Origin of the sequence: Citrifermentans bemidjiense Bem (genome assembly GCF_000020725.1) — a bacterium.
GTDB lineage: Bacteria > Desulfobacterota > Desulfuromonadia > Geobacterales > Geobacteraceae > Geomonas > Geomonas bemidjiensis.
In genome coordinates, this window is sequence record NC_011146.1 from 523701 (window position 1) to 549666 (window position 25966).

The 25966-nt window shown below is 63.2% G+C and carries 17 protein-coding genes; 16 read left to right on the top strand and 1 reads right to left on the bottom strand.

Translation table 11 applies throughout. From position 1 onward, the window contains the following. The first annotated feature begins 99 nt into the window (after window positions 1-99). From GBEM_RS02170 to GBEM_RS02240, 16 genes are all read left to right on the top strand, one after another. Complete coding sequence (locus GBEM_RS02170; RefSeq protein ID WP_012528876.1) at window positions 100-540, top strand: MarR family winged helix-turn-helix transcriptional regulator; 441 nt, start codon at window positions 100-102, stop codon at window positions 538-540. 119 nt (window positions 541-659) lie between these two features. Continuing rightward, window positions 660-1058 (top strand): cupin domain-containing protein, encoded by a 399-nt coding sequence (locus GBEM_RS02175; protein ID WP_012528877.1) that lies wholly within the window; start codon window positions 660-662, stop codon window positions 1056-1058. Between the two features lie 28 nt (window positions 1059-1086). Further along, a complete protein-coding gene (locus GBEM_RS02180; protein WP_012528878.1) occupies window positions 1087-2067 on the top strand; it encodes an alpha/beta fold hydrolase in 981 nt (326 codons plus the stop codon). A gap of 79 nt (window positions 2068-2146) precedes the next feature. Continuing rightward, the gene (locus tag GBEM_RS02185; RefSeq protein ID WP_012528879.1) at window positions 2147-2329 is read left to right on the top strand and encodes a tautomerase family protein; all 183 of its coding nucleotides are present in this window, start codon (window positions 2147-2149) and stop codon (window positions 2327-2329) included. Window positions 2330-2779: 450 nt separating this feature from the next. Beyond that, a complete protein-coding gene (locus tag GBEM_RS02190; RefSeq protein ID WP_012528880.1) occupies window positions 2780-6376 on the top strand; it encodes a hypothetical protein in 3597 nt (1198 codons plus the stop codon). Window positions 6377-6482: 106 nt separating this feature from the next. Next, window positions 6483-7055: a DUF1318 domain-containing protein gene (locus GBEM_RS02195; protein ID WP_226373917.1), complete on the top strand. Its 573-nt coding sequence runs from the start codon at window positions 6483-6485 to the stop codon at window positions 7053-7055. Then, window positions 7052-15277 carry a CHAT domain-containing protein gene (locus GBEM_RS02200; protein WP_012528882.1) on the top strand — a complete coding sequence of 2742 codons (8226 nt, stop codon included), beginning with the start codon at window positions 7052-7054 and terminating at the stop codon, window positions 15275-15277. The genes GBEM_RS02195 and GBEM_RS02200 overlap by 4 nt, the downstream gene beginning before the upstream one ends. Before the next feature lie 220 nt (window positions 15278-15497). Continuing rightward, window positions 15498-16001, top strand: coding sequence for an SH3 domain-containing protein (locus GBEM_RS02205; RefSeq protein WP_012528883.1), 504 nt, complete (start codon window positions 15498-15500; stop codon window positions 15999-16001). Between the two features lie 12 nt (window positions 16002-16013). Further along, the gene (locus tag GBEM_RS02210) at window positions 16014-16892 is read left to right on the top strand and encodes a M48 family metalloprotease (RefSeq protein ID WP_012528884.1); all 879 of its coding nucleotides are present in this window, start codon (window positions 16014-16016) and stop codon (window positions 16890-16892) included. Between the two features lie 287 nt (window positions 16893-17179). Beyond that, window positions 17180-18163 carry an ABC transporter substrate-binding protein gene (locus GBEM_RS02215; RefSeq protein WP_012528885.1) on the top strand — a complete coding sequence of 328 codons (984 nt, stop codon included), beginning with the start codon at window positions 17180-17182 and terminating at the stop codon, window positions 18161-18163. 4 nt (window positions 18164-18167) lie between these two features. Then, a complete protein-coding gene (locus tag GBEM_RS02220) occupies window positions 18168-20510 on the top strand; it encodes a PAS domain-containing protein (RefSeq protein WP_012528886.1) in 2343 nt (780 codons plus the stop codon). 10 nt (window positions 20511-20520) lie between these two features. Next, window positions 20521-21171, top strand: coding sequence for a response regulator transcription factor (locus tag GBEM_RS02225; protein WP_012528887.1), 651 nt, complete (start codon window positions 20521-20523; stop codon window positions 21169-21171). 304 nt (window positions 21172-21475) lie between these two features. Beyond that, a complete protein-coding gene (locus tag GBEM_RS02230; protein WP_012528888.1) occupies window positions 21476-21655 on the top strand; it encodes a CsbD family protein in 180 nt (59 codons plus the stop codon). Between the two features lie 184 nt (window positions 21656-21839). Continuing rightward, window positions 21840-22031 carry a Thivi_2564 family membrane protein gene (locus GBEM_RS02235; RefSeq protein ID WP_012528889.1) on the top strand — a complete coding sequence of 64 codons (192 nt, stop codon included), beginning with the start codon at window positions 21840-21842 and terminating at the stop codon, window positions 22029-22031. Window positions 22032-22092: 61 nt separating this feature from the next. Then, a complete protein-coding gene (locus tag GBEM_RS21155; protein ID WP_012528890.1) occupies window positions 22093-22242 on the top strand; it encodes a lmo0937 family membrane protein in 150 nt (49 codons plus the stop codon). A 210-nt stretch (window positions 22243-22452) separates the two neighbouring features. Next, a complete protein-coding gene (locus GBEM_RS02240; RefSeq protein ID WP_148212937.1) occupies window positions 22453-23211 on the top strand; it encodes a hypothetical protein in 759 nt (252 codons plus the stop codon). 106 nt (window positions 23212-23317) lie between these two features. Here GBEM_RS02240 and GBEM_RS02245 read toward each other — a convergent pair whose 3' ends face one another. After that, window positions 23318-25879 carry a bifunctional diguanylate cyclase/phosphodiesterase gene (locus GBEM_RS02245; RefSeq protein WP_012528892.1) on the bottom strand — a complete coding sequence of 854 codons (2562 nt, stop codon included), beginning with the start codon at window positions 25877-25879 and terminating at the stop codon, window positions 23318-23320. Window positions 25880-25966: the final 87 nt, after the last annotated feature.

Here is a 25966-nt window from a genome sequence, read left to right on the forward strand (position 1 = left end):
GAGCATGATCATAAAAAATGCCGAGCGAGCAGCGAAAGTGGTATGCGGGGGGCTCAGAAAGTTCTTGACTTTAGTTCGTGGCCGAACTATACATGAGGCATGAGTACTCCAGCCCCACGGAACGTCATCGATCAAATTGCCAAGATACGTGAGGCGGCTAATCTGCTGATTGAAAGAGAGCTCCAGCGGCGTGGCATCACGGGTATTGTGCCGGCCCATGGTTTGGTGTTCTCATTCCTTTTTCGCCAAAACGAGGCAATTCCTATTAAAGCCCTGGTTCAGCAGTCCGGTAGAGTGAAATCAACAGTGACGGGGATGATAAATACTCTCGAAAAGCATGGATACATCTACAAGCAGAATTGCTCCGACGATGCGCGCTCTACGCTTATCGGTCTTACCGAAAGAGGCAACGCGATCCGGCGTGATTTTGAAGAGATCTCGGTTATTTTGGAAAAGCAGGTGTATGGAGAGATGTTGCAGGATGACCGCGAGTGTCTTATGAAACTCTTGTCCGTAATCGAAAACAATCTGAAGGCGTGATTTTTTTTACCAATTTGGTTCGGCCGCGAACTTTTTTCGAGCGTAAGTGTCCGCCATCGAGGCGCCACTTCAATAACTGTGTAGCCATGCGGTTTACACAATTACAAAGGAGAATGATAATGGAAAAAACAGGTAAAAATTACAAAACAGTGTCCCTTGGCAATATCAAGGAGCTTGGACGCGTGGTCCTGAACGAACAGCTCTCCCTAACTGGATCCGAAATCTCAATCAATGAACTGCCGGCAGGAGTGAGCGTACCGTTTGTTCATGCACACAAGCGCAACGAAGAGGTCTATGTCATTCTAAGCGGTAAAGGTAGGTTTTATATAGACGGCGAGGAATTCGCGATTGAAACCGGGGATGTGGTTCGCATTGATCCTGCTGGAGAGCGCTGCATCGCGGCCGACCCGGAAACCTCCATCCGGTTTATCTGCATTCAGACTGAGGCGAATAGCCTTGTGCAGTTTACTCAGAACGATGGCATTCCTGTTGAGGGTAAGCCTTCCTGGCTGAACTAGAAAGTTGAGCAAATGAGGAGTCTATTTCATGCGAAACAAAACCTTCTTAGCCATTTGCGCCATATCTTTCATCTTGTCCGTTAGCGACGCCATAGCAGCGCCGGCCCTGGCCGTTCTCGGCAGGGACTATGAGTTCCCCAATAAGATCAGTGGGCTACCCGCGAAACTCTCCGACTTCAAAGATCTGGAAATCAAATTTTTCAATACGAGCGATGGGGTGAGGCTTAGCTATTGGGAAGCCGGTAAAGGCAAGCCCCTCATCTTCGTTCCGGCGTGGTCCGCAAATGGCGCAGAATATGTAAATGTGCTGTTTTTGCTCAGCAAACAGTACCACGTCTACGTTCTCGATCCGCGCAATCAAGGGCTTTCTCAGAATATTGATTCGGGTATGAGAATCAGCAGACTATCAATGGATCTAAAGGAATTCACCGATCACATCGGGGTGAAGTCTGCCGACTACTGTGGATGGTCGATGGGAGCCTCAGTCCTGTGGAGCTACATCGATCTGTTCGGTATAAATGGTGTCCGCAAGGTGATTTTCGTGGACGAACCGCCGTCTATTCTCACACGGCCAGGCTGGACGGAACAAGAACGCCTGAATGCGGCCGCAATGGCTGATTCTCCGCAGCAAGTACTAAACGCCCTCACTTCCGGCGCACCCCATCCTCTTGTCGAACGTTTTAATGCGATGGACTCGCCTTATTACGAAAACTCCAAGAGCTTTGCCCGGCTCTTTATCAAGAGCGATATGAAATACATGAGCCTTATCATGTATGACCATGCCAGCAATGACTGGCGCGATGTAATAAGCAAGAAGATCAAAGTGCCAACGGCAATTTTCACCGGCGAATACAGCAGCTATAACCTGCCCAGCCAGCGCTGGATGGCTTCGGTCATCCCCAACGCTCGGTTGTACGTCTACACAAAGGAAGAACAAGGGGATCACTTCCTCATGTTCAAGAACCCGTTCAAATTCACGCAGGACCTGCGTGAATTTCTGGAACGCTGATCCGAAGATAGTCATTCGTCGCCTGAGCACACTAGCAGGCAGGCAAACCAACCACATTTCCCGATTCAAGGAGGACGTCATGCCCGTTGTACGTGTTACCTGGTTTGAAGGTAAAGACACCCAAACCAAAAAGGCAGTTGCAGCTGAGATCACTGAAAGCATCGTCAGGAATACCGGTACAGATCCGAAGTACATCTACGTCATCTTCGAAGACGTGGCGCCATCTGACTGGGCTGGGGAAGGGAAGTTGTTCAGCGAATGAATCGGGAGGTATCATAGGGCCTTCCGTGTTCACCCGTACAAGTAACTAAACGAACCAGCACTGAGTGAACCGAATATAATGGCCCCGGCGTTGCCTGCTTCCGCCCCTATGCTATCCTTTTTAAAGGCTAGTTTTGACAGACGACGAATAAGCCTATGACAGTAAAGATGGGAAAGAACTCAAGTACACGACGGTGGCCGAGATCAAACAGGCGGGGTACGTGCTGCAAGACGACAAAATCGCCTGCCTTTCCTGTCATAACTTGACCCGGCCCATTCCGCGCCTGATAAGGAACGGCGACCAGTTGTGCTACATCCGCCATAAGCACCTGAGGCCGGGGGTGTGACGAAGCGAACCGTTTGACTTTAAATTTCGGAGGTGATAAGAAAATCACCTTGCTCCTGCCGTCCCTTTCCCCTTAGACCAGCGCTGCCTCCGGGATACCGACTGATGCTCCGTAGCCTGCTTGCTTACATGCGTGCCCTCCGGTTTAAAAAGATCATGTTCGTGGGCGCTGTGACCGCTTTGGCGGGGGTGATCGCCATCGTTCTTCTGGTGGTCTTTCTGCCGACCCTCCTTTCCACCTCGCAGGCCCAGTCCCTGCTGAGGCTGCAGCTTTCCAAGTCACTGAAAAAACCTGTCTCCTGGTCCAATCTCACCCTGTCGTGGTCGCAAGGCCTCACCCTTTCCGGGCTGACTGTTGGCGACGGGCCTCCGCCTCTTCTGAACGCGAACCTGGCGGAGCTGCGCGTAAAGCCGGGGCTGGAGTGGGATGACTCCGGGCGCTATACGGTCTCCCTCGACGTGAAGCTGAGGAAGCTGGAAGCGAGCCTTGCTCCGGGGCCGAAGCAACCTCCCCCCGAGAAGCCGGCCAAGGACCCTCTGACGCAGGTGGCCGAGGCGGTGCAGAAGTTCCAGGGGATGGAGTGGCCCCTTCCGGTGGATGTCCGCCTTGCCGTCGACGCCGCTCCCATGACCGTCAGCTACCTCGATCCGGCGTCGGGGCGGCAGACGGTGCTGCGCGAGGTCTCCTTCGCCCTTGCCGCACCTTCTTTGGCGCGGCTCCCCATCGACACCTCGCTTGAGGGGAGCGTCGCGCTGCCTGACGCGAAACCCCAGCGGGTGCATTTCAAGGCGAGGCTTTCGGACCTGGTGACGGCCAAGGATAAGATCAAGCCGGCTGCGGCGCTCCTGTCGGTGCAGGCGGGTTTCCCGGGGGTGACGCTCGATGCCGGCGGCGGGGTGAACCGCCCGGGAGGCCTCAAGGCGAAGCTGCGGGTGAACCTGCCGGAGCTGGCGCCGCTGGCGACGGCCATGGCGCACCGGGAACTGCCCACGCTGGACGGCAAGCTGGCGCTCGACTTGGGCGCGGAGTTGGATCGAAACGCCGACCTCATGGTCCTCCTGGACTTGGCCTGCGACCGGCTTTCGGTGGGCAAAATACCCGGGAAGAAGGGGACGGCGGGGCCGCTCGATCTCAAGCTGCACCAAAAGCTCGTGAGCGACCACAAGCGTCAGCGGGTCACCTTCAGCGACGGCGCCCTGGAAAGCCCCGGGCTTTTGTCGGCGGCCTGGAGCGCGGTGGTCGACCGCCCGACGGAGCGCTCCCGCTCGGTGGCGGCAGATCTGGGGCCGCTCAGGCTGGACCTGGCTGCGGCAAGGCGTCTGGCCGCGCCTTTTCTGCCGGCGAACCTTCCGGTGCAGGTGCTGACCGGGACGGCTTCGGTGGCGAAACTCGCGGCGCGGTTCAAGGGACCCGACAATGACGGCGAATTGACTCTGGAAAAGGCGGGGGTCGATCTGCCGCAACTTGGCTTGCGCCTGGCGAACGGGTCGCTGCAGGGGGAGGGGCTTTCGCTCGTCCTGGAACGGGCGGCGGTTCCGCTCAAGAAGCTCGCCCCGCTCTCCTTAGCCGCGGATCTCCGCTTGGGCGCGAAGAAGGTCGAGCTGTCCGGAAAGAAGAAGGTATTGCTCCAGGGGGGGGAAGGCGCGCTGGCACTGGCGCTCACCGAGCTGGACCTGAAGCATAAGCGTGCGAGGGCCTTGATCGGGCAGTCGTTGGAGTTCGCGCTGGTGCAGGTCGGCCCCGAGCTTGCGGTGGAGGGGCTGCGCGAGGAGCTGCAGCTGGAGGGACGGGCGCTCTCCGGGGGGGAGCTGGAAGCGACGCTCCCGGGACTCAAGCTTTCCGCGACCAAGCTCTCCGCGAACCAGGGGGGGAAGCAGGTGGTCCTGACCCCGCTTTCCGCGACCCTCGTTGCGGAAGGGGTGCACCTCCCGAAGAAGGGGGAGGGGAGCGCCACGGTGAAGCGGGCGCACTTCACCGCAACCGCGGCCGACGCGCTTGCCATCGAGGCGCAGGCGGGGCTCTCGGGCCTGATCAAGCAGGTGGCGGCGACCACCGGAAAGGCGCGCTTCGATCTGAATAAGCTCATGCCGGTAGCGGCTCCTTTTGTTCCGGCGGGGCTCGATGCCAAAGGTTTGGCCGCGGCGACCTGGGACATGGAGGCGCCTCTGCCGGTCGCGACGCTAGCCAAGGAGAAGAACCCGCTCCGGGCGGCGCGCGGCGCCTGCGCCCTGCTCGATAAGGGAAATCTCGCACTGCAACTGGACGGCCTGGACCTCCGTATCCCCGCAGCGAAAACGACCTACAAGGTACAAAACCTGAGCACCACGAAGCCTCTCTCCTTCTCGCTTCCCGCAGCCGGTAAGCCGCTCGCCATCGACGGCGCCTTCAGCTTTGCCGGCATCACCGGGCTTGCCGGCGCGGCCGGGCAGCTCCCGCTGCAGTCGGGCGCGCTCACCCTTGAGGGGGAGCTTTCGCAGTGGAAGGATCTCCGCCTGACCGAGGAGCTGCAGGTTCGCTCGCTGGGGCTGTCGCAGGTTGCGGAGCTGACGGTGGGGGGGATCGACCGGCTCTTGGACGACTCGGCGAAGCTCGATACCCCGACCCTTTTGAAGCGCCTGGACGCCACCATGTTCGCCCATTTGGAAGGGAACTTCCCGCGCGAGGCGAAGCAGGCTCTCGCCGGGCTTAAGCTCTCCGGCAACGTCGCCGCCGGCGCGCGCTTGGACCTCACCGCCGCCCGGGAGCTGAGGATGCGCGGCTACACCAAGTGCCGCGACTTCGGCGTCGCCGACGGCAAAGGGATGTCGGCGCAGGGGATCCGGGCCGACCTCGTCTTCGACCGCAGCTACGCCCTGGCCCAGGGGAAAGGGGGTGAGTGGATCCCGCTCTCGGCGCTCCTGGTGCGTCCCGCCCCGGTGGCGCCCCCCCTCGCCGCGAACTCCGACCTGGCCGCGAGGATCTATCAGGACCTGCGCGGCGAAGCGAGCGGTCCCCGCAAGATCGGCATCAAGAGCGCGTCCTTCAACTCCGGCGCGGTCCCCTTGAGCGCCACCGCCCTGGAGGCGGACCTGCTGCTGGAACCGGATACGCTGGGGCTGTCCTTCTTGCAGGCCGAGGTGGGAGGGGGGACCGTGCGGGCGCGCGGGGTGATCGACCTCTCCCGGGAGGTCCCGGTTCTGTCCACCTACTGCTATTTCTCGCGCCTCGATCCGGCGCTTTTATTCCCCGCTTCGGGGGGCGCGCGTCCCGGCGAGGAATTGACTGGGGAGCTTTCCCTCTCCGCGCCGCTTGCCGCAGAACAGCGGGCGCTCCTGGAGGGGCTGAAGATGAACCTGAACCTGCGGCGCTTCAGCTCGCGGATTCTGGACCGGGCCTTATTCGCCATCGACCCGTACCAGCGCAACGAAAAGGTGGTGGCGCAGAGGAAATCGCTGCAGCTGGCCGACCTGAAGGGGCTCAGGGTGAGCGCCGTGGACGGCGCGCTCGATTGTGAGGGGGAGCTGCTGGTCAAGGGTGTGGGGGTGGATATCCCCAAGCTGGAGCGGCTGCGCCTCTCCGAGCTCCCCATCCGCAAGGAGCTGGAGCGCCTCATCGCAGGTATTGCGTCTTCCAAGGCGCTTTTGGAGCTGGCCCGGGCCGACACGCTGGTGGTTGGGGCGGACGGCGCGTTGTCGCTGAAAAGGAGGAGCAATGAAAGATAAAACCCGTTCAACGTTCAACGTTCAACGTTCCAAAACCGAAACCATCAAAGCCGGTTCAACGTTCAACGTTCAACGTTCCGGCGTCCGGGTCGGAAGTGGGGCAAGCTTGCTGTTGCTGGCGGCGCTCCTTTTCGGGGGGTGCACGCTGGCCAAGGTGGACGTGAACGTGGTGAGCGAGAGGACCTCGCTGGAAAACCAGGTGCTCGGTACCTATAACGCGCTCTCGGAGGACGTGCTCCTTGTCGCCTCGGTGCGCGGCGTATCCCCCACCGGCAAGGTGGACGCACCGCAGAAACACTCGCCGGAACACCAGGAGGCGGCACAGGCGCTGGAGGCGATAGCTTTCCATGCCGACGACGTGGATACCTTCAAGCGGCTGGGGTGGGTCGGGGAGAGCTTGGAGGGGACGCTCGCCCCCTTCGAGCGCGCGCTTCCGGAAAAGGCGCCGGCTGACCTCAAGGCCTTCGCGGCTCGATTCACGGAGGGGGAATTCAAGCAGGTTGTCGACGAGGTGAACCGGTCCCGCGAGATCCTGATGCTCAGGGTGGTGCGGACCAATGAGAACTTCACCGCGAAGGATCTTCCCGCGATCAGGAAGGTCTTCGCCCGCATCAACCGTCAAAATAGCGCCCCCGGCACCAGGGTCCAGGGTGACGACGGCAAATGGGTGAACCAATGAGAGGCGCGCCCGCTCGCATTGCGCTCCTTCTGGCACTGGCTTCCTCCCTTGCCGGGATCGGCGCCGGCGCGGCGCCGCTGGGAGAGGAGCTCCTGGCACCGGCGGCTCCCCGCCCCGCCCCCAGGTCGCGGCCGGAGTCCGCGCCTGCCCCCGCCGTCTACACCCCCCGCTCGGTGCTCTACGCGGCAAGATCGCGGGACGGTAAGCTCGTGGCCACGGTGGAGAGGGGGGACGCGGGTTACGAGCTCTGGCTGCATGCGCCGGGAAACGCCGAGGCGCTCCCGCGCCTTCTGCGCCAAAGCCCGATGCGGATCTCCGCGCCTGCCTTCAACGCCGCCGCGACGCTTCTGGCCTATGCCGACGAGCGGGACGACCTGAAGGGGGACATCTGGCTCATCGACCTTGCCCGCCTGGACGCCGAACCGCGCCGCGTGACCGGCAACGACGCCGGCGAGGACGCCCCCGCTTTCTCCCCCGACGGGTCGGCGCTTTTGTACCAGCGCCAGCTCCCGGGCAGCGAGCGGCGCGAGATCATCCGCCTGGAGCTTGCAGCGGGTGGCGCCAAAGCGCTTCCCATCGGCATAGACGCGGCGTTCGCCGCCCCCTCCCCGGACGGGGAAAAGCTCGCCTTCGTCTCGCGCGAGAAGGACGCCGGCGGGGACCTCTGGCTCTACGACCGCGGCTCGCTCACCCAGCTTACTTCGGGGCCTGAGCGCGACCTCTACCCCACCTGGCAGGATTCCGACACCATCCTCTTCACCCGTTTCGCCCCACCCTCAGGGGACTCGGCCACCGGACCGGAAGGTGGCGCCATCTTCCGGCTGAAGCTCTCCCGCAAGGGGAGCGACGGGCTTCCCGCCGCCTTCCCGCTCACCTCCGGTCTTCTCTCCACCGCCGCCCCCTTGGCCGCGCCGGACCGGGTGCTCTTCGTCGCCGGGGAGACGGGGGGCGGACAGGTGCTGTCGCTTCCGCTTTCCGGCGAACTTCCCGACCGGCCGGATCTGGCCGGGCAGTGGCAATTGGCGCGCCTCATCCTGGAGCGGCAGCCGGCCGACCCCGCCATGGCGCGTCTTGCTTGCCTGCGCGTGCTGGCCCGCGAGGAGGAGCCGAGCCGAGAGGGCGCGCTTGCCTCCCTCGCCCTCGCCGGGGTCTTGGAAGAGGGTGGGGACCTTCCTGGCGCCGAGGCCCGTTACGTCGAGGCCGCCAGGCGCTATGCCTCTTTCCCCGCGGAGTCGGCGCTGGCCGAAATCGCCCGCATCAGGCTGGAAGCGGCGCGCCGCTGCGGCGAGGTGGTGGTATCCGGCCGCCGCAAGGATGTGATCGCCGAGGCGCGGAAGGATATGGTGCAGGCGGGCGAGGGGAAGGGTGCCGACGCCGCTGCGCGCGCCTTGGTGGACGGGGCGCGCCTTATGGCCGAATTCGGCTCGGGGGCCGAGGACCAGCTCGCCGCCATAGCACTTTTGGAAAAGGCGGGGAACGGGGCAGGGGCCGACGAGGCGATACGCGCCGAGGCGGCCTACCGTCGGGCAGCGCTTCTCTCCCGCATCGAGGGGGGGGAGGGGGCCGTGGCGGCGCTCACCGAAGTGGCGCGCCGCTACGACGGCCAGGAGCGCTGGGCCGAGGCGGCTATCGCGGAGATCCTGCGGCAGCTGACGGCGCAGGCTGGGGACCCGCGCGAGCGCCTGGCAGCCCTTGCCGAAAAGTTCCGCACCACGCTGCCGCGCCTCTCCATGGGGGCCTGGAACCGGATCGGCGACCTCGCCTACCGCGGCGACGACTGGGTCAGGGCCAAGGACGCCTACCGGACCGTGCTGGAGAAGTACCCCCCCGTGGCGACCCCGACGGCGGCGGCACGCTTTGCGCTCGCCGAGATCCTCTACCGTGAGGAGCGTTTCGGGGAGGCTACGGCGCTCTACGAAAAGGAGATGGCCCAGCATCCCGAGGACGCCCCCCTCTACCAGCTGGCTCGCGCGGCCTTCATCAGGAAGAGCCTCGCTGCCGGCGAGAGCCTGTACCGGCAGGGAGAGGTCTCCGCCGCGCGGGCGGCGTTCCTGGACCTGATTCGCTACGAGGGGCGGAGCTTGGAGGCGCACCGCGGCTACATCAAATCGGTGGCCGCTCAGAACCAGGCACCCGAGCTCCTCGCCCTCTACCAGCGCATGCTGACAAGCTACCCCGACGACCCGGTCCTTCTCTACGCGGCGGGGCTCTGTCAGACCTACCTCCCGGGGAAGGAGCGCCTGCTCGAAGGGGGCCGGCTCATCGCCCGGGCAGCCGAGAGGCTTCCGGGTTCGGAGTATCCGCCGCAGACCCGCGGCTACATCGCCGAGGTGCTGGAGACGGTGCACGGCGAGCGCGGCGGGCTGGAGCGGGCGCTCAACTTCTACCGGCGCGCGAAGCTTTTGAACCGCCCCCAGGAGAACCCGGACAACGCCGCCAACCTGGACCTGAACATCGGCAACATCGCCTACCTCCTCGGGCGTAACTCGATGGCCTGGAACCACTACACGGCGCGCCTTGCCTCTGCGGTCCCCTTCGACAACCCGGACACGGAGCTTTTGTTCCAGCAGCGCTATGCCGCGGTCGCCTTCCAGGTGCACGAGAAGGAAGGGGCTCTCAATGGGTACCAGAGGGCGCTCAAGCTGAACGAGTCGCGCCTGGACACGGCCCGCCCCCTGGAGCAGTTCGGACGGCTCACCCGCCGCGCCGTCGAACGCTTCTTCTCGGGCGCCAAGCTCTCCGCACCCCAGGAAGAGGGGTTGCGCGAGCAGCAGGCAATCAACGCCGAGCTGGAACTATTGGGCGCGGACCGGGTGGAGCCTCCCCCTTCCGCCGCCTGGCTGCGCTTCGACGCGGCGCTTAGGCGCCTGATCTCGCGGGAGCGAAAGCTCGTCGCCGCCTCCGGCCGGGAAGCCGCCCAGGCGAAGCATGTGCAGGAGCTGCAGGGGATGCTGGCCGGGGTCGAGCGCGACCTGGACGCGGTGCCGCGGCTCGTGGAGACGGGTGCCGAGCTGCACGACCGGCTGGGGCTCGCCGCTCTCGACGCGGACCGCTTCGCCCTAGCGCGGGAGCATTTCGACCGGGCGTTCAAATTAAACCGAGACCTTGGCCGCACCGAAAACCTGGTGGCGAACCGCCGCTCCGCGAGCATCGCGGCCTACCGCGAGGCGGCCGAAGCCTCCGGCGCCGACCGGCACAGGTTACTCACAGAGGCGCGGGACGGCTTCCGCGAGGTGCTGTCGCTGATCGACCAGTACCCGCCGCGGCAAAAGGCCTCCGCCGGCAGGGGAGGGGGGCTCTTCAAGGTCCAGGCCAACGTCGCCCTCGACAAGGGAGGGGCCACCGAGGCAGCCTTCGGCTTCAGCGCGGAGCAGGAGCGGCGCCTGGCCGAGAGCTACCTGGCCCGCATCTACGGGGACCTGGGGGACAACGCCTCCTCCGCGCAACTCTTCGCGAAGCTTCTGGAGCGCTACCCGAAAAAGGTGGAGGAGCTAACCGAGGGTGACCTCTTCGGAGTCGGGCTCCTCATCCACCGAAGCGCCCAACTGGCCTTCGCCCGCGGGGAACGGGACGCCGCTGCCGCTCAGTTCAGGGACGCCACGGCCATCGCAGTCAGGAGCGGCAACGCGGTCGGCGCCATGCTGAACCTGGTGAACTACGGGATGCTGATACCCGAAAAGGACGCAGGCGTGGAGGCCGGGCGCTTCCTGGAGCTGGAGGCGCGGACCTCGGCCCTTATCAGCTCCTACCGCGAGACGCTTCCTCCCGACGCGCTCGCCCGCTACGGCAACGACGTTGGCGCCATCCTTTCCAGGCTTGCTGCCGGGCTTCCCGCGGACGGAAGCCGCGAGGCGCTTTTATACCGGGCCGTTGCCGGGTGGGACCGGGTACTCGCACTCAAAGCATCAGCCGGGAAAGAGGAAGCTGCCGACCTGCCGCGCTCGAAGCTGGCGGCAAGGCTCAATCGCGCCGAGACGCTGGCGGCGCTGGGGCTTCCCGACGCGGCCCAGGCCGGCTTCGCCGCGACGCTTGCCGAGGCGCAGAAAAGCGGGAGCGACTCCTTCGCCTGGCGTTCCATGGCGGCGCTCTCGCGCTACGACGAGGCGCTGGCGCTTTTGGAGCGGATCTCCCCAGCAGCCTACGACCTTGTTCGCGGCGAGTTGACTGCGCGTTTTGCCCCCCGTCTGGAGGCGCTGGCCGCAAAGGACGCGGAGCAGGCCTTCGCGCTTTTGGAGCGCCTTAGCGAATTGGAGCGGGTGCAGATACTGGGGCGGACCCTTCTGGGGCTTTCGGACCCGGTGACGGCACAGGCGTTAAAAAGCGCGGCGCCGCGCCTGGCCGAACTGGACCGGGTGAACGCGGAGCTGGCCAAGCCTCCTGCGCAAGGGGAGCTTTCCTACCTGCAACTGCGCCGTCAGCAGGAGCAGACGGTAATCGACTCGCTTCTCGGCAAAGACCTGGAACAGCTTCCCTCCTTCTACCGGCTCGCCGGCCCGGGGACTTTGCGGCTCGCGGCTTTCGTGCTGGCGCTTCCCGGCGGCGGTGAGAAGGAGCGGGAGCGTTTCGACTCCCTCTTCTCCGGCTTCAGGAAAGGCTGTGCGGCAGGGAAAGGGGAACCCTTCTGCGCTCTCCTGACCCCGCAGCCGGTGGAGGCGATAGACGTCCTGGAGCGTCTTCCGGGAAAACCCGTGTTGCGTCTGGCGCGCCTCTCGGGTGACCGCTTCCTCCTCTTCACCCTGGGGGGCAAAGCGGGCGTCGCCGCGGAGACGCTGGATAGAACCGCGCTCTTAACGCGGCTGCAGGACCCGGCGGCGGTGGCGGTCTACGAGGAGCCGGGAAGCTTCGCCTCCGCCCCGGTCCTCACCTGGGGGGTGACGGCGACGCAACTGCTCCGCTCGGTAGACGGGCGCCGGCCGCTGCGCTCACGCGTGCTGGACGAGGCCGCATGGTGGCCCACACTGGAGCCGTTCGTGAAGCTCCCCCCGCACTCCTTACCCGACGCCCACACGTTGGCGCTTGCCGGCGGCGCGGGGCTTCTTGCCGCCGTTCCCAACCGCCCGGGAGAGGGGGGTAGGGCGACTGCCGCCTATGAGGACGCGGCCGGCGCGCGACATGACCTGCTGGAGCTGGCGCAGGGAGAGTCGGTGTCGCTCGTGGTGGCACCGAAGGATGGGCTGGACCGGGCTTGGGAGCTGGGGCAGCTCGCCTCGCTGGTGGGGGTGCCGAGCCTCCTCGTCTCCGATAAGGGTGCGGGGGACGCGCAACCCTTCGTCCGCGCATATGCCACCGAGTCGCTCGCCTTGGCCAGGCGCAAGCTTCCCGCCGGATGGCTTCTGGTGGGGGATTTCGGGGGGGATGCCGCCGAGAGCGCGAAGCTCGCCAAAAAGCAGTTCGCCGAGATGGTGAAAAAGGGGGTGAAGGCCCATAACGATGGGCGCTACCCGCAGGCGCTGGCGCTTTTCGACAACGCGCTCGTCATTGCGGCTTCGACTCCGGAGCTTGCCAAGAACACGGCCCCGCTGCACCGGCATGCCCGGGAAAGCGCCTTCGGCGCGGGATTGACCGAACGCGCCGTGGAGCACGCGAACCTCCTGGTCCAGCGGCTTGCCAAGGAGAAGCCTTATTCCGCCGAGCATGCGGACGCACTCCTGCGGCTCGGTCTCCTGCAGGGAAGGCTGGAGCGTTTCGGCGAGGCGGCTTCGGCGCTCAAGGAGGGGGTGGGGATACTGGCGGATTTGGGCCTCACCAAGGACCAGGCCGCAGCCCTTTCCGACTTCGGCGCGGTGATGGAAAACGCGGTCGACTACCCCGCGGCGCGCTCCCTCTTCGAGGAGGCGGCCGGGCTGCGCCTGCAGTTGAAGGACGAGCTGTCGTTGGCCGACCAGTACCGGAACTTAGGAAGGATCTACGATCTGCGCCTGAACCAGTTCGCCGTCGCCGAAAGCTATTACAAGAAAGCCCAGGAGCTCTACGCGAAGAACGGCAGCGGCGCCCTGGAGGCAGAGGCAATCCTCGACCGCGGACGCTGCCAGAGGCTCTTGGGGAATTTCCCGGCCGCCGATCTCCTCTACCGCGAGGCGCTCGGCAAGGTTGGGAACTCGGAGCTGAAGACCCGGATGCGGATCGTCCTGGAGCAGGGGAACAACGCCTGGTTCCAGGGGCGCTACCAGGAGGCGTTCGATCTGCGCGAGCAGGTGGAAAAGGCGGCGGTGAAAGAGAATTGGCCCCTGGAACAGGTGATGGCGAAGAACACCGGCGGCCTGATCTGGTGGACCCTGGGGGACAACAAACGGGCGCTCCTGGAGTTGAGGGAGGCGCTGGCCAAGGCCGGGAAACTGGAGGTGCGGCGGGACGAGAGCGCCACCACGCTGAACAACATCGGCCTCGTGCAGCGCGAGTCGGGCGACTACCAGGGAGCCCTGGAGACGCTGGGCAAAGCGCTCGAAATCGACCGCTCCCTGGGGTCGCGCTGGGCCATCGCCTACGATCTGAGAAACCTCGGGCAGACCAGGCTTAAGATGGGGGACCCGGCAGGCGCCTTGAAGCTCCTGACTGAATCGGCGCAGTTGGCCGACGCCATCGGCGACAAGGTGAACCAGGCGAAGATCCACCTGGCCCTTGGGGACGCCCGCGCTAAGAGCCTTCTCAACGCGCAGGCCGAGGCTAGCTACCGCAAGGCCTTGGAGCTTGCCGACGCCATGCTGGTCCGGGAGGTGCGCTGGCGCGCCCTCTTAGGCCTTGCCCGATTGCAGCAGCAGGGAGGGGACAGCAAAGCGGCGATCGAGTCCTACCGGCAGGCGCTCGACACGGTGGAGGGACTGCGCGCCGAGATCCGGCTGGATCAGCTCAAAGACGGCTTCCTGGCCGACAAGATGGACGTCTACACCGGCCTCGTGGGGCTTTTGGTCGACCTTGCGCGTGCCGACGAGGCCTTCGCGGTGGCGGAGCGCTCCCGCGCCAGGAACCTGATCGACATCTTGGGGAGGCAGCGGCTCTCCCTATCGGGTGCCGGCGACCAGGAGCTCTACGACCGGCAGAACCGGCTGAAGGAGCAGATCCTGGAACAGGAGCAGCTCTCGGTTCAGGCGGTAAAGCAGACCGAGCGCGCCATGTACGCGGAGGCGCTGGAGCGGCTGAAGGCCGACTACCAGGACCTCTTGCTCGACATCGAGAGGCGGCGGCCGGAGCTCCTTTCGCTGGTGAAGGTGGCCCCGGTGGGGGGGGACGAGGTGCGCTCACTGCTGGAGCCGGGCGTGACGCTCCTTTCCTATTACCAGCTGCCGGACCGGCTCCTTTGCTGGCGCCTCACCAAAGAGGGGTCGAAGCTCTTCGTGCTCCCGGTGGCGGCAAAGGATCTGGCGGAGAAGATCTCCAACTACCGGCGCATGCTGCAGAACCTGGAGCCCCTGGAGAAGAGCTCGCGCGAGCTGTACCAGCTGCTTCTGGCGGAGCCTCTGGCCGGGGTGAAGGAGCTGCAGCCTGTGGGGATCGTGCCGCACGGAAGCCTCCACTACCTCTCCTTCGCGACGCTCTACGACGGCAGGAACTACCTGATCGACCGGCAGACCCTGTTCCATCTCCCCGCGGCGTCGGTACTGCGCCACACCCTGTCGCGCCGCCAGGCCCAGAAGAACCTCCGCATCCTGGCGGTGGGGAACCCAGACCTCGGGAACTCCGCGCTCGACCTTCCCTTCGCCGAGAAGGAGGCGGGGACGCTGCGCTGGAACTACAGCGACGTCACCACGCTTACCCGCGAGCGGGCCACCGAGACCTGGGTGAGGGAGAACATCTCCCGCTTCGGGATCATCCACCTCGCCTCCCACGGGGAGTTCGACACGGTGAACCCGCTCTTCTCCTCGATCCGGCTCGCCAAGGACGCGAAGGCGGACGGAAGGCTCCAGGCGGAGGAGGTGTTCGGGCTGGACGTGAAGGCGGACCTCGTAGTGCTCTCCGCCTGCCAGACCGGGCTTGGGGACGTGAGAAGCGGCGACGACGTGATCGGGATGAACCGCGCCTTCCTCTTCGCCGGGACCCACGCGCTCATGTCGAGCCTTTGGCGGGTGAGCGACGTCTCCAGCGCTGTGCTGATGAAGCAGTTCTACCGCGATTACAGCCGCAGCTCGAAGGCCGAGGCGCTGCGCCTGGCCATGCTGCACGTAAGGAACCGTTATCCGCACCCGGGGTATTGGGGGGCGTTTGTGCTCACCGGGGATTACCAGTAGAATCTCGCAACTCGAAGAGTTGTCTGGTCAAGATGTTGTACCAGCCGAAAAACTCCCCCCTACCCTTGCGGAGGCTTTCGTTCCCCCTCCCCTTGCGGGAGGGGGGGGCTGTTCCCGGGAGTTCCCTAGTGACCTTGCGGGAGGGGGCGTTCGACATCTCTGCATCAAGAACCGTCCTGCCGCACAATGCATGCGGCGGATAAAGAAAAAGGAGGAAGCCATGAAAAAGACGACAGTTGCGCTTTTGCTCCTGGCGCTGGCCGCGGCGCCCGCGCTTGGCGCGGAGAAGCGCTGGGTGGTAAGCGAGGGGACGGCGCTCAAGGCCGAACAGTCGGTGACCGCTGCGAGCGTAGCCGAACTGCCGGTGGGGGCGGAATTGACCGTAGTCGAGGGGGCGGGTCGCTGGCTTAAGGTGCGAAGCGCGAACGGGAAAGAAGGTTGGGTATACGCCGGTCGCGTCTCCGACACCGCGCCGGTGGCCGAGGTGGGTGGGGGCGACGGGCTCTTCGGCGACTCCATGCAAAAAAGCCAGATCAACACCGCCAAGGCGGACAGTGCCCGCAGCATCCGCGGCCTCTCGCCCGAAGTGGCGCAGTACGCCAAGCAAAGGGGAACCCCCGAGAGCCTCAAGAAGGAACTGGACAAGATCCTTTCCCGCAAGGTGAGCGACAAGGAAGTCAGGACCTTCTTAAAGGAAGGCAAAATCGGCGAGTACGCCCAATAAAAGGAGGATGCGATGAAATCGTTTACCATGACGCTGTTTTTGGCACTCGCCTGCCTCTGCTCCACCGAGGCGCACGCCGGCTGGCAGGACAAGCTGCAAAACCTGATGAACCCGGAATCCAAGGAAGGGAAGATCCTCTCCGGCGCGACCCAGGTCGTATCCTCCTCGCAGGAGATGACTTATGCCACTGAGCGGACCGTGGGGCAGAGCCTGGCGCTTGAGAGCATGCAACGCTTCGGCAAGCCGGTGTCGAACGAGGCGCTGCAAAAGTACGTGAACCTGGTAGGAAACGCCGTGGCCAGGAACAGCCGGCGCTCCACCATCCCTTACCAGTTCGTGGTGCTGGACAGCCCGGTGCGCAACGCCTTCGCCGCCCCAGGCGGGATGGTCTTCATCAGCCGCGGGCTTTTGGACGTGGTCGAGAACGAGGCGGAACTGGCGGCTGTGCTGGCGCACGAGGTAGGCCACGTGGCCGAAAAGCATGCCTTGAAGAGCATCCGGCGCGCGCAGTTCCTCCAGGGGGTGGGGACCATCTCCGCCGCTACCATGAAGGGGAGCGAGGGGAAGAAGTTCGAATCCATGATCGGCGACCTGCAGTCGACCCTTTTCGACAAGGGGCTGGACCAGGGGATGGAGTACGAGGCGGACCTGGCCGCCTTGGAGACCACCTACCGCACCGGGTACGACCCGGCCGCCATGATCAGCGTGCTCCAGAAGCTGAAAAAGCTGGAGGCGAGCGATTCCGGGAAGGGGTCGTGGTTCTCGACGCATCCCCCGCTGGACGAGCGCATCGCGCGCCTTTCTTCCAGCCTGGAGAAGTACCCGGACCATGCCTCACTGGCAAAAGTATCGGCCAGATTCGCGAAGACTGTCAAAACGGCCAAGAAGTAAAAGTAATGACTCTGTTTCATTCGTGTTAAATGTGGTTAATGGCACTATGTTTATAGTTTGACAAAGAAAGGGCGAACTAGAGTTCGCCCTTTTTCTATATCCATTCAATCTTGAACGTTCTTCTACAACCGCTTTGTTCATTCCCACAAAAAGTATTGTACTTTTTAAACAACCGGGCATAATGGCAGTTGCGTAACGAAATCAGGCTGAAACAGAGTAAGCCCTCTCTTGGCAGCTCGTAACCGGTCAGGTAGCTTTGCGGTTGCCAGTCGGAGGGGAAGGTGTCAATGCAAAGAGCTGCAATTATCCTGATTTTGTCATTGCTGGTCCTCGGTTGCCAGTCGAAGACCCCTGCTGAGCCTTTGCGGCCGCTTCCACTGCGGCTTGCCTATACCATGCAGCCTGATTGCGCGCTGGTGCATATCGCCATGGCCAAGGGTTATTTCCTGGAAGAGGGCGTGCTGCTGCAGCCGAGTCTGTTCGGCTTCGGAAGGCAGGCTTTGGCCGCCGTTATCGAGGGAAAGGCCGATCTGGCGACCGTGGCTGAGACTCCTTTTGTCTTCGCCGCGCTGAACGGGAAGCGGATCTCCCTGGTCGCCAGCATCTTCACCTCGTGGCAGAACAACGGCGTCGTCGCCAGGGGGCTCACGAGCCCACCCGAGCTGCGTGGGAAGCGGATAGCATACACCCCGGGCACCACCTCTGAGATGTTTCTGGACACTTTCCTGATGGCGCAACGGATCGAGAGGTCGGAAGTGACCTTGGTAGGTTTGTCCCCGCAGCAGATGCCGGCTGCACTCGCCGCAGGCGAGGTGGACGCGGCCTCCACCTGGAATCCCGCCATGAAGGAGGCTGCAACCGGACTGGGTGCAGCCGGGAGGATATTTTACGATCCCTACCTCTACACCGAGACCTACGTCCTGGCGGGAAACCGCAGCTACGTCACCGCTAACCAGGATCTGGTGCAGCGCGTGCTGCGCGCCCTGCTCAAGGCGGAGGCTTTTGCTTCCCTGCATCCGGCAGAGGCCCGGACCCTGGTGGCCGCGACCTTGAAGCTGAGCCCCGAGCTACTAGGCGAGTTCTGGAACGCGAGCAGATTCAGGGTTTCGCTCGAACACTCGCTGATTCTATTGCTCGAGGAGGAGAGCCGATGGGCGTTGAGGCGCAAGCCGGTGCCGGAGGCGGCCATGCCGAATTATCTTGAGTACATTGACGTCAGGCCACTGCAGGAGGTGAAGCCTGAAGCGATAAAGATCAACACCAGAAGGTGAGCGCGTGACCTTTGCCGAGCGGATGAAAATCAGCTCCATCATGTTCTTCAGCCTGCTCGTTTTCGGAGCGGCCGTCTTGTTCTGGTCCTCGCGGGAGTTGAACTCGGCCCGACAAAACGACGTGCTGTCGGATGACATCCAGACCATCGTTTTCGAGCGTGCCACGCTGCGCGACGAGTTTTTCCTCTACGGTCTGGAACGCGCCAGGGTGCAGTGGTTCGGCCTGAACCGCGACGCGGAGGCGTCGATCCGGCTGGGGAACGAGCATCTGCGCGCCCCGCAAGAGCGCGAGGTCCTGGAGAAGGTGCAGGCGGACCTCAGGGAATCGGAGCTGGTTTCGCAGCGGCTGGTCGAGCTTTTGCGCGGAAAGTCGGGCCCGGAGCTGGAGAGAGCGCACCACGACGAGTTGGCCAGCCGGCTCTACAGCCAGATCATGCTTAAGGATTCCGCCCTGCAGCAATCCTCGGCAGCCCTGCAGGAGTTGACCCGCCAGCGCTACAACAGGGCAAACTTTCGCACCATATTCCTCACCTTCGCCTTCGTGCTGTTGGTGGTCGCTGGGGGAAGGGCCAATGCCTTTTTCATCAATTCCCTTTTGCGCCGCAGGCTGCAGCTCTTAAACGAAGGTGTGGCGAGGATCGCAGCGGGGGATTTCAGCCACAGGATGCAGTGCCGGGGAAGCGACGAACTTGCGCTTTTTGCCGGGGTATTCAACTGCGTTCTCGACAAGGTCCAGGACTACACCGGGCAGCTGGAAAAAAGCCACGACCTGTTGAGCGGCCTCTCCAGCCAGGTCCCCGGCATACTGTTCCAGGCCTGCCTCACCCCGGATGGCCTCTTCAGTACCCCCTACGTGAGCAGGGGGGGGGACGAGCTCAATCAGGGCGACGCAGCGGCGCCTCTCCAGGAGCCTGCCCAGCTCTTCGAGAGGTTACACCCCGAGAAGTACCAGGCCATACTGGGGACCTTTCGGCGATCGGCCGAGACGCTTGAGCCTTGGGAGCACGAGTTCCGCATCGATGTCCCGGACAGGGGAATGCGGTGGCTGCGCGGGCAGGCGCGCCCCATGCGGCTTCCCGACGGCGGCACCCTCTGGCACGGGTTCATCTCGGACATAACCGAGAGGAAACGGGCTGAGGAGGCGCTGCACCGAAGCGAGAGCCGCTACCGGATGCAGCTGCAGGAATTGACCAACATCTACACCCACACTGCCGTCGGCCTCTTCGCCGTGGACCGCGAGATGCGCTATCTGCGCCTCAACGAGCAGATGGCCGGCTACAACTGCAGGCCCATGGACGAGCATGTCGGCAGAACCATCGACGAGGTGCACCCCCCGGCGTTCGTGGTCGCCCTCAAGGAGATGTGGCGCCCGGTCCTGGAACGGGGCGAATCCCTGCTGAACCTGGAGGTCCAGGGGCAAGCGGATTGGCCCAGCGGGGAGCGCCATTGGCTGGTGAGCTTCCAGCCCCTGTTCGCTGAGACCGGCGCGGTCATCGGCCTCACCGGATCGGTGATGGATATAACCGAGCGCAAGGTCGCCGAGCAGGTACTTTTGGGGGCGAGGCAGCAACTGGAGCGGGAGGTGCAGCTTAGGACGGCGAAACTTTCCCTGACCAACAAGCATCTGATCCAGGAGATCGAGGTGCGCAAGAAGGTTGAGGTCGAACTCCTGGCCCAGCAGCAGAAGCTGCAAGAGATGGCATTCGAGATCTCGATGGCGGAGGAGCGGGAGCGCGACCGCATCGCGAGCGAACTGCACGACCAGGTGGGGCAGCGCCTGATCCTCGCCAAGATCAAGCTGGACTCCCTGGCGAGCAACCTTCCCCTGGGGGAGTGCGAGGCGGAGGCAATGGGGGTCGAGACCCTGATCGAGCAGACCCTTCAGGACATCCGGTCGCTCACCTTTCAGATCCGTCCCCCCGTTTTGGCCACCGCCGGCCTGGAAGCCGCGCTGCGCTGGCTGGGGGAGGAACTGCACGCCGACTTCGGTCTGGAAGTGGAGTTCAGCGACGACGGCAAGGACAAACCGCTCCGCTACGAGGTGCGCTCCACCGTGTTCCAGGCGGTCCGCGAGTTGCTGCTCAACGTGGCCAAGCACGCTGGGACCAAGAAATGCCGGGTGCGCTTCACCCGGGTCGGGGACCGCATCGTGATCGAGGTGGAGGATGACGGGACAGGCCTCAAGCCAGGCGCCGGCGACGGCACCCGTTCCAGAAGCGGCGGGTTCGGGCTGTTGAATGTTCAGCAGAAGGTAGAGCATCTCGGCGGGGTGTTCAGCATAGAGTCCAGGCCGCAGGGAGGCACCAGGGCTGCCATCGAGGTTCCCGTGGAAACCGAGACAAAATAGGAGGCGGGATATGAGTATGAAGGTACTGATCGTGGACGACCACACCATAGTGAGGCAGGGGTTGCGCGTACTGATCGACAAGGAACAGGATATGGAGGTGATCGCCGAGGCTGCCACCGGCGCCGAGGCGATCCGATTGGCCCGCGAAAAGCGCCCCGACGTCACGGTTATGGATATCACCATGCCCGACCTAAATGGCATCGACGCCACGCGCGCCATCATCGCGGAGTGGCCGCAGGCGCGGGTGCTGGCGCTTTCCATGGAGTCGGACCGGCGCTTCGTGGTGGAGGTACTGAAGGCAGGCGCCAACGGCTACGTCCTCAAGGACTCGGCCTTTGCCGAACTCGCCACTGCGATCCGGGCCGTCGCCACGGGGGAGACCTATCTCCCTTCCAGGGTGACCACGCTTTTGATCAAGGAGTACCTGCAGCGCATTCCCGACGAGGTGCCGGCTACCTACGAGAACCTCTCACAGCGGGAAAGGGAGATCCTGCAGCTGATCGCCGACGGCAGAAACGCGAAGGAGATCGCCTTCAGCTTCGGTGTCAGCGTGAAGACGGTGGAGAACCAGCGGCACAGCATCATGAAAAAGCTGGACCTTTTCAGCATCGCCGAGTTGACCAAGTACGCCGTACGCCAGGGTCTCACCTCGCTCAGTTGACCAGGCCGTGAGGGGGGTGCACCACGCACCCCCTCCTGCCGATTCCCCTGCATATTTCCTCCCCGCGCATCCCTTCCTTGGCTGCCTAAGGCACGCCGCCCCCCGCTTGACACCAAATCACCCCCATATACACTAGACGAGTTGTAAAATGAGCATTAATTAATGGTTTGGATTTCCCGTGGTTCACACAACCCATTTCCCCTGCGCAGCACCCGCTGCAGCATCGATCACCAGCAGAGCGGCCGCAGTCATCAGGCAAGATGCATCATCCGGCACGAAGGTAATCGGTCAGGAGGTAAAAACCATGAAACCGAGCACGAAAGACCAGACAAAAGGCAAGCTGCACGAGTTGAAAGGACAGGTGAAGGAAGAAGCCGGCAACATCAGCCGCAACGTATCCATGGAGCATCAGGGAAGGGCGGAGAAGGTGACCGGCAAGGTGCAAAAAACCGCCGGAAAGGCAGAGAAGAAAACGGAGAAGTAGGCGCCTGACGCGGTGCTGCCTTAAGAGCCTGGCAGCCCGCGTGTCCTGAAGCAGCTTCTCTCCAAGGCGCCGGTGGTGGTTGCGGTCGCTCTGCTGGTGATCGAAACGGTCGGGCAATTACAGGGTCCCGGCGCTGGGGGAGATCAGGTTCCGGACGACGAACGACAAGGGAGGTGTATCCGTCATGCCCCTGATACAGGTCTTACTGGTTCTCATCGTGGTGGGAGTACTGCTTTGGCTGGTGAACACCTATGTCCCGATGGCAGGTTCCATCAAGTCGATCCTCAACGCGGTGGTGGTCATCGTGGTGGTAATCTGGCTTTTGAACGTATTCGGGCTCATGGAAAACATCACTCGGCTCAGGGTGGGAAAGTGAGGTAAAAAACAACCGGAGGCGGCCGGCTGCTGTAACAGGGCGCTTCCAAAAGGAGGACGACATGCTGTGGACCATCGTGGTTATCTTGCTGATCCTGTGGCTTCTCGGGCTGGTAACCAGCTATACCTTGGGTGGATTCATTCACCTGCTGCTGGTGCTTGCCATCATCGTGGTTATAATCAACCTGATTCAGGGAAGACGGCCTTTGTAGAGTGAAAGACCAGTCGCAACCGCTGTCCGGGGCTCTGGTTGACAGAAAAACGAAAAGGGGAGGTTGCCAGTGAGAATCACAGCTGCAGTAATAACAGTTCTTGCCCTTGCCGCAGTACCTTGTTTTGCCGCAAACGGTGGCGCAACTGCCGGACGCGCCGGCGGGACCGGTGCCGCTGCGACGATACGCCAAGTGCCTCCCGGACAGCAAATGAATCAGGAGATGATGCCGACACCCGCCCACCTGCTGATGCGGGCCTATCACAGAAACGTCGCCAACTTCGCCCAGACCCTTTACCAGGCGGCGGACCAGGGCCCGGTTGTGCAGCCTTCGTTGGCACGCACCGCCGTCTCCGAGATGCGGCGCAGCGTCGACGAGATGGAAAAACAAAGGGCAACGGCGCTTGGCGCAATGCGGCTGCCGCCGGAGCGGCAGAAGATGATGGACGAGCATCTGGTGCAGGTGAAGACGCACCTGCGGCAGCTGGAAGAGATGGTGCAAAAGGAGCGGATCGATTCCGGGCTGGTGAAGAAAGAGCTGCAATCGATCTTCGTGGAGTGCGACGGGGCGGGGTGCTGTGCCCGGCCAAGCCCAGTGGGTCGGGGCCGTCAGGGAAAAGGTCCCTACGGCGGGAGGCCGGGGTGCGACTGCCCCAAGGGGAACCCCGACCACGCCATGATGATGGACGACATGATGGAGAAGGTAAAAAGCCAGGACGCGGAGCTGGCCCAGTTGGTGCAGCGGATGCGGCAGGCTGACGGCCAGGCGAAACTGGACCTGGTGGCGGAGACCGTGGCGACCATGGTGCAGCAGCGGGCCGAGCTGACCGCGGACATGCAAAAGATGCACGACATGATGCAGGGAGAGTATCCCGGCTCGGACCAGATGCTGAACGACGACGAGGACCAGGACCAGGGTGGAGACGAAGAGTACGATTTTGAGGACGAGGAGGACGTCACCGCCGACTGACCGTTGAGGCGTGACCTGAGGGGGGAAAAAGGCTGGCAGGGCCGGGAAACCGCGACCTGCCAGCCTTTTCTTTGCCGTTTAGCAGCAGGGATCTGATTTCCGGGGGTTAAAGCGTCTTCGACTGTGTCTTTCCGCGCGGGTTGTGCAGGAAGTTCGCCCTCTGTTTCAAAAGCGCGGTCATCTTCGCCACCGGCAGGGGGCGGCTGAAATAATACCCTTGCGCTTCCTCGCTCCCTTCGGCCTGCAGCCAGGCGAGCTGGGACGCGTTCTCCACCCCCTCGGCGATCACCCTGAGCTGCATGCTGCGCCCGATGCTGATCACGGCACGCACCACGGCGGCGTTGTCGGCGTCGCGGGCGATGTTGTGGATGAAGGATTGATCTATCTTCAGCTTGTCGACGGGGAGTTTTTTCAGGTAGCTCAGGCTGGAATAGCCGGTGCCGAAGTCGTCTATGGAAAGCTGCAGCCCGAGCGCCTTCATGGCCGCCATGCTCCCTAAGACCCGCTGCGGGTCGCTCATGATGGTCGCCTCGGTGAGCTCCAATTCCAGGCACTCCGGGGCGATGCCGGTTTGCAGTAGTGAGTCTTCGATGGTTTCCTCGAAGTCGGGGTGCTGGAAGAAGCTGGCAGAGAGGTTGACCGCAGCGGAAACGGAGTTTATTCCCTGCTGCTGCCACTGTTGAATCTGGCGGCAGACGGTCGGGATGATCCACTTGCTGATCTGGGTGAGAAGGCCGGATTCCTCGGCGATGCGGATGAAGCTCTCCGGGAGCATCAGCCCGTGGGCCGGGTGCTGCCACCTGATCAGCGCCTCCATGCCGCTGAACCTCCCGGTCGAGAGGTCGACCTTGGGCTGGTAATAAAGGACGAATTCTTCCCGGTCCAGCGCCCGGCGCAGCTCCGCTTCCAGCACGAACCTCTCGTGCGCTATCTCGTTCAGCCGGTGGGTGAAGAACTGGAAGTTGTTTCCCCCGGATTTCTTGGCGTGGTACATGGCGATGTCGGCGTGCTTCAAGAGCGTCAGGTAATCGCGGCCGTCGTCGGGGAAGACGCTGATCCCGATGCTGGGGGTCACGGTGACGTTGCTGCCCAGAACCGGGAAACCTGCGTTGATGACCTTTTCCGCGACCACCGTGGTCTCGGTCTCGCCGCAGTCCCACAGCATCACCACGAATTCGTCCCCCCCAAGCCTGGAGACGACGTCGCAGGAGCGGGTGCAGTCGCTGAGTCTTTTGGCTACCGATTGCAGCAGCCTGTCCCCTACGTCGTGCCCCATGGAATCGTTGATCTGCTTGAAACCGTCGATGTCGAGGAAAAGCAGGGCCACGTTGCGCGAACTCTTCTGGGCCGCGCAGATCACCTGCTCCATGCGCTCGTAGAGGGTGCTGCGGTTGGGAAGCTTGGTGAGCGGATCGTGGTGGGCCAGGAAGAAGATGTTTTCCTCGGCCCTTTTGATGTCGGTGATGTCCAGGATGAAGCCGTCCAGTCGCGTGATGCTGAGGCGGTCCCCCCTGCGCTGCCTCTGCACGGCGCAGTTGTTGACTATCCAGCGCACCGAGCCGTCCTTATGGATGATGCGGTGACGTATCGGCTCGTGGTCCAGCCCGGCGAAGATGCCGTTCAGAAACTCGACCACCAGGTTTCTGTCCTCCTCGTGGATCATGGTGAACCAGAGCAGGGGGTCCCGGTAGTACTCGTCCGGGGTGTATCCGGTGATGTCGAAGCACTTCGGGCTGTGGTAGACGGAGGTGATGTCACCCTCTTCGAAGCGGACGCTGTAGACGTACTCGTTGATGTTGCTGACTATGGTCCGGCACTGTTCTTCGCTGGTGAGCAGTGCCTGTTCCGCGTTCTTGCGGATGCTGATGTCGCGTATGTTGAACTGCACCACACTGCTTTGCTCGGACTGGTAGCAGTTGCTTACCACCTCCACGGGGATGTCCCGCCCCCCCACCGTGGCGAGCAGCAGGTCATCGCCATGGAAGTATTCCTTTTGCTGCATCGCCTTGAAGTCGGAGGCGCCCGGTACGATGCGGGCGAAGAAGCCGAGCTCCCAGACCGTTTTGCCCAGGAGCGCTTCCCGTTTGCAACCGAGTATGTCGACCAGGAAAGGGTTGACCTCGGCGATGGCGCCGCTGTCCGCTTCGACAATCATGATGCCGTCTTTGGCGGTCTCGAACAGGCGGCGGTAGCGGGCCTCGGAACGCTGGAGCGCCAGCTCCGACTGCTTGCGCTTGGTGATGTCGAGAACCGACAGCCGGTATTCGGTCCCCTCTTTGCAGCAGAGGGCATCTATGCGCACCGGCAGCTGGCGGGAGGAGTCGGAGATGAGGGTTAATTCGCAGGCGGATTTGGACTGGCTGGTGCGGGCGTCGTTTAGCAAAACGGAGAAGTCCCCCTTGGAGGGCTCCGCCACCGCCTGCTCGAAAGGGACACCGACCAGTTCCGGCCGAGCCCTGCCGAGGAGGCTGGCCCCGGTGTTGTTGACGCTACGGATGTTCCCGGCGTCGTCGAGGGTGAAAAGGCCTACGGGGGAGAACTCGTAGAGGTCGGTATAGACCTGCAGTTCCCTGACCAGTTCTTCGGTGGACAGGTTGGCGTTGTCGCTGTCAAAGGCGTTGCGGTCTCTGGAACGATTCACAGCATTTTTGCTATCTGCATCGTTCATGACTCCTCCGATGCTTCTGAACTTCTTCGGAAGGGGAGCACTTTACCGGATAAGCTTTATGAACTGCACAGCTGGCAGAGGGGAGGA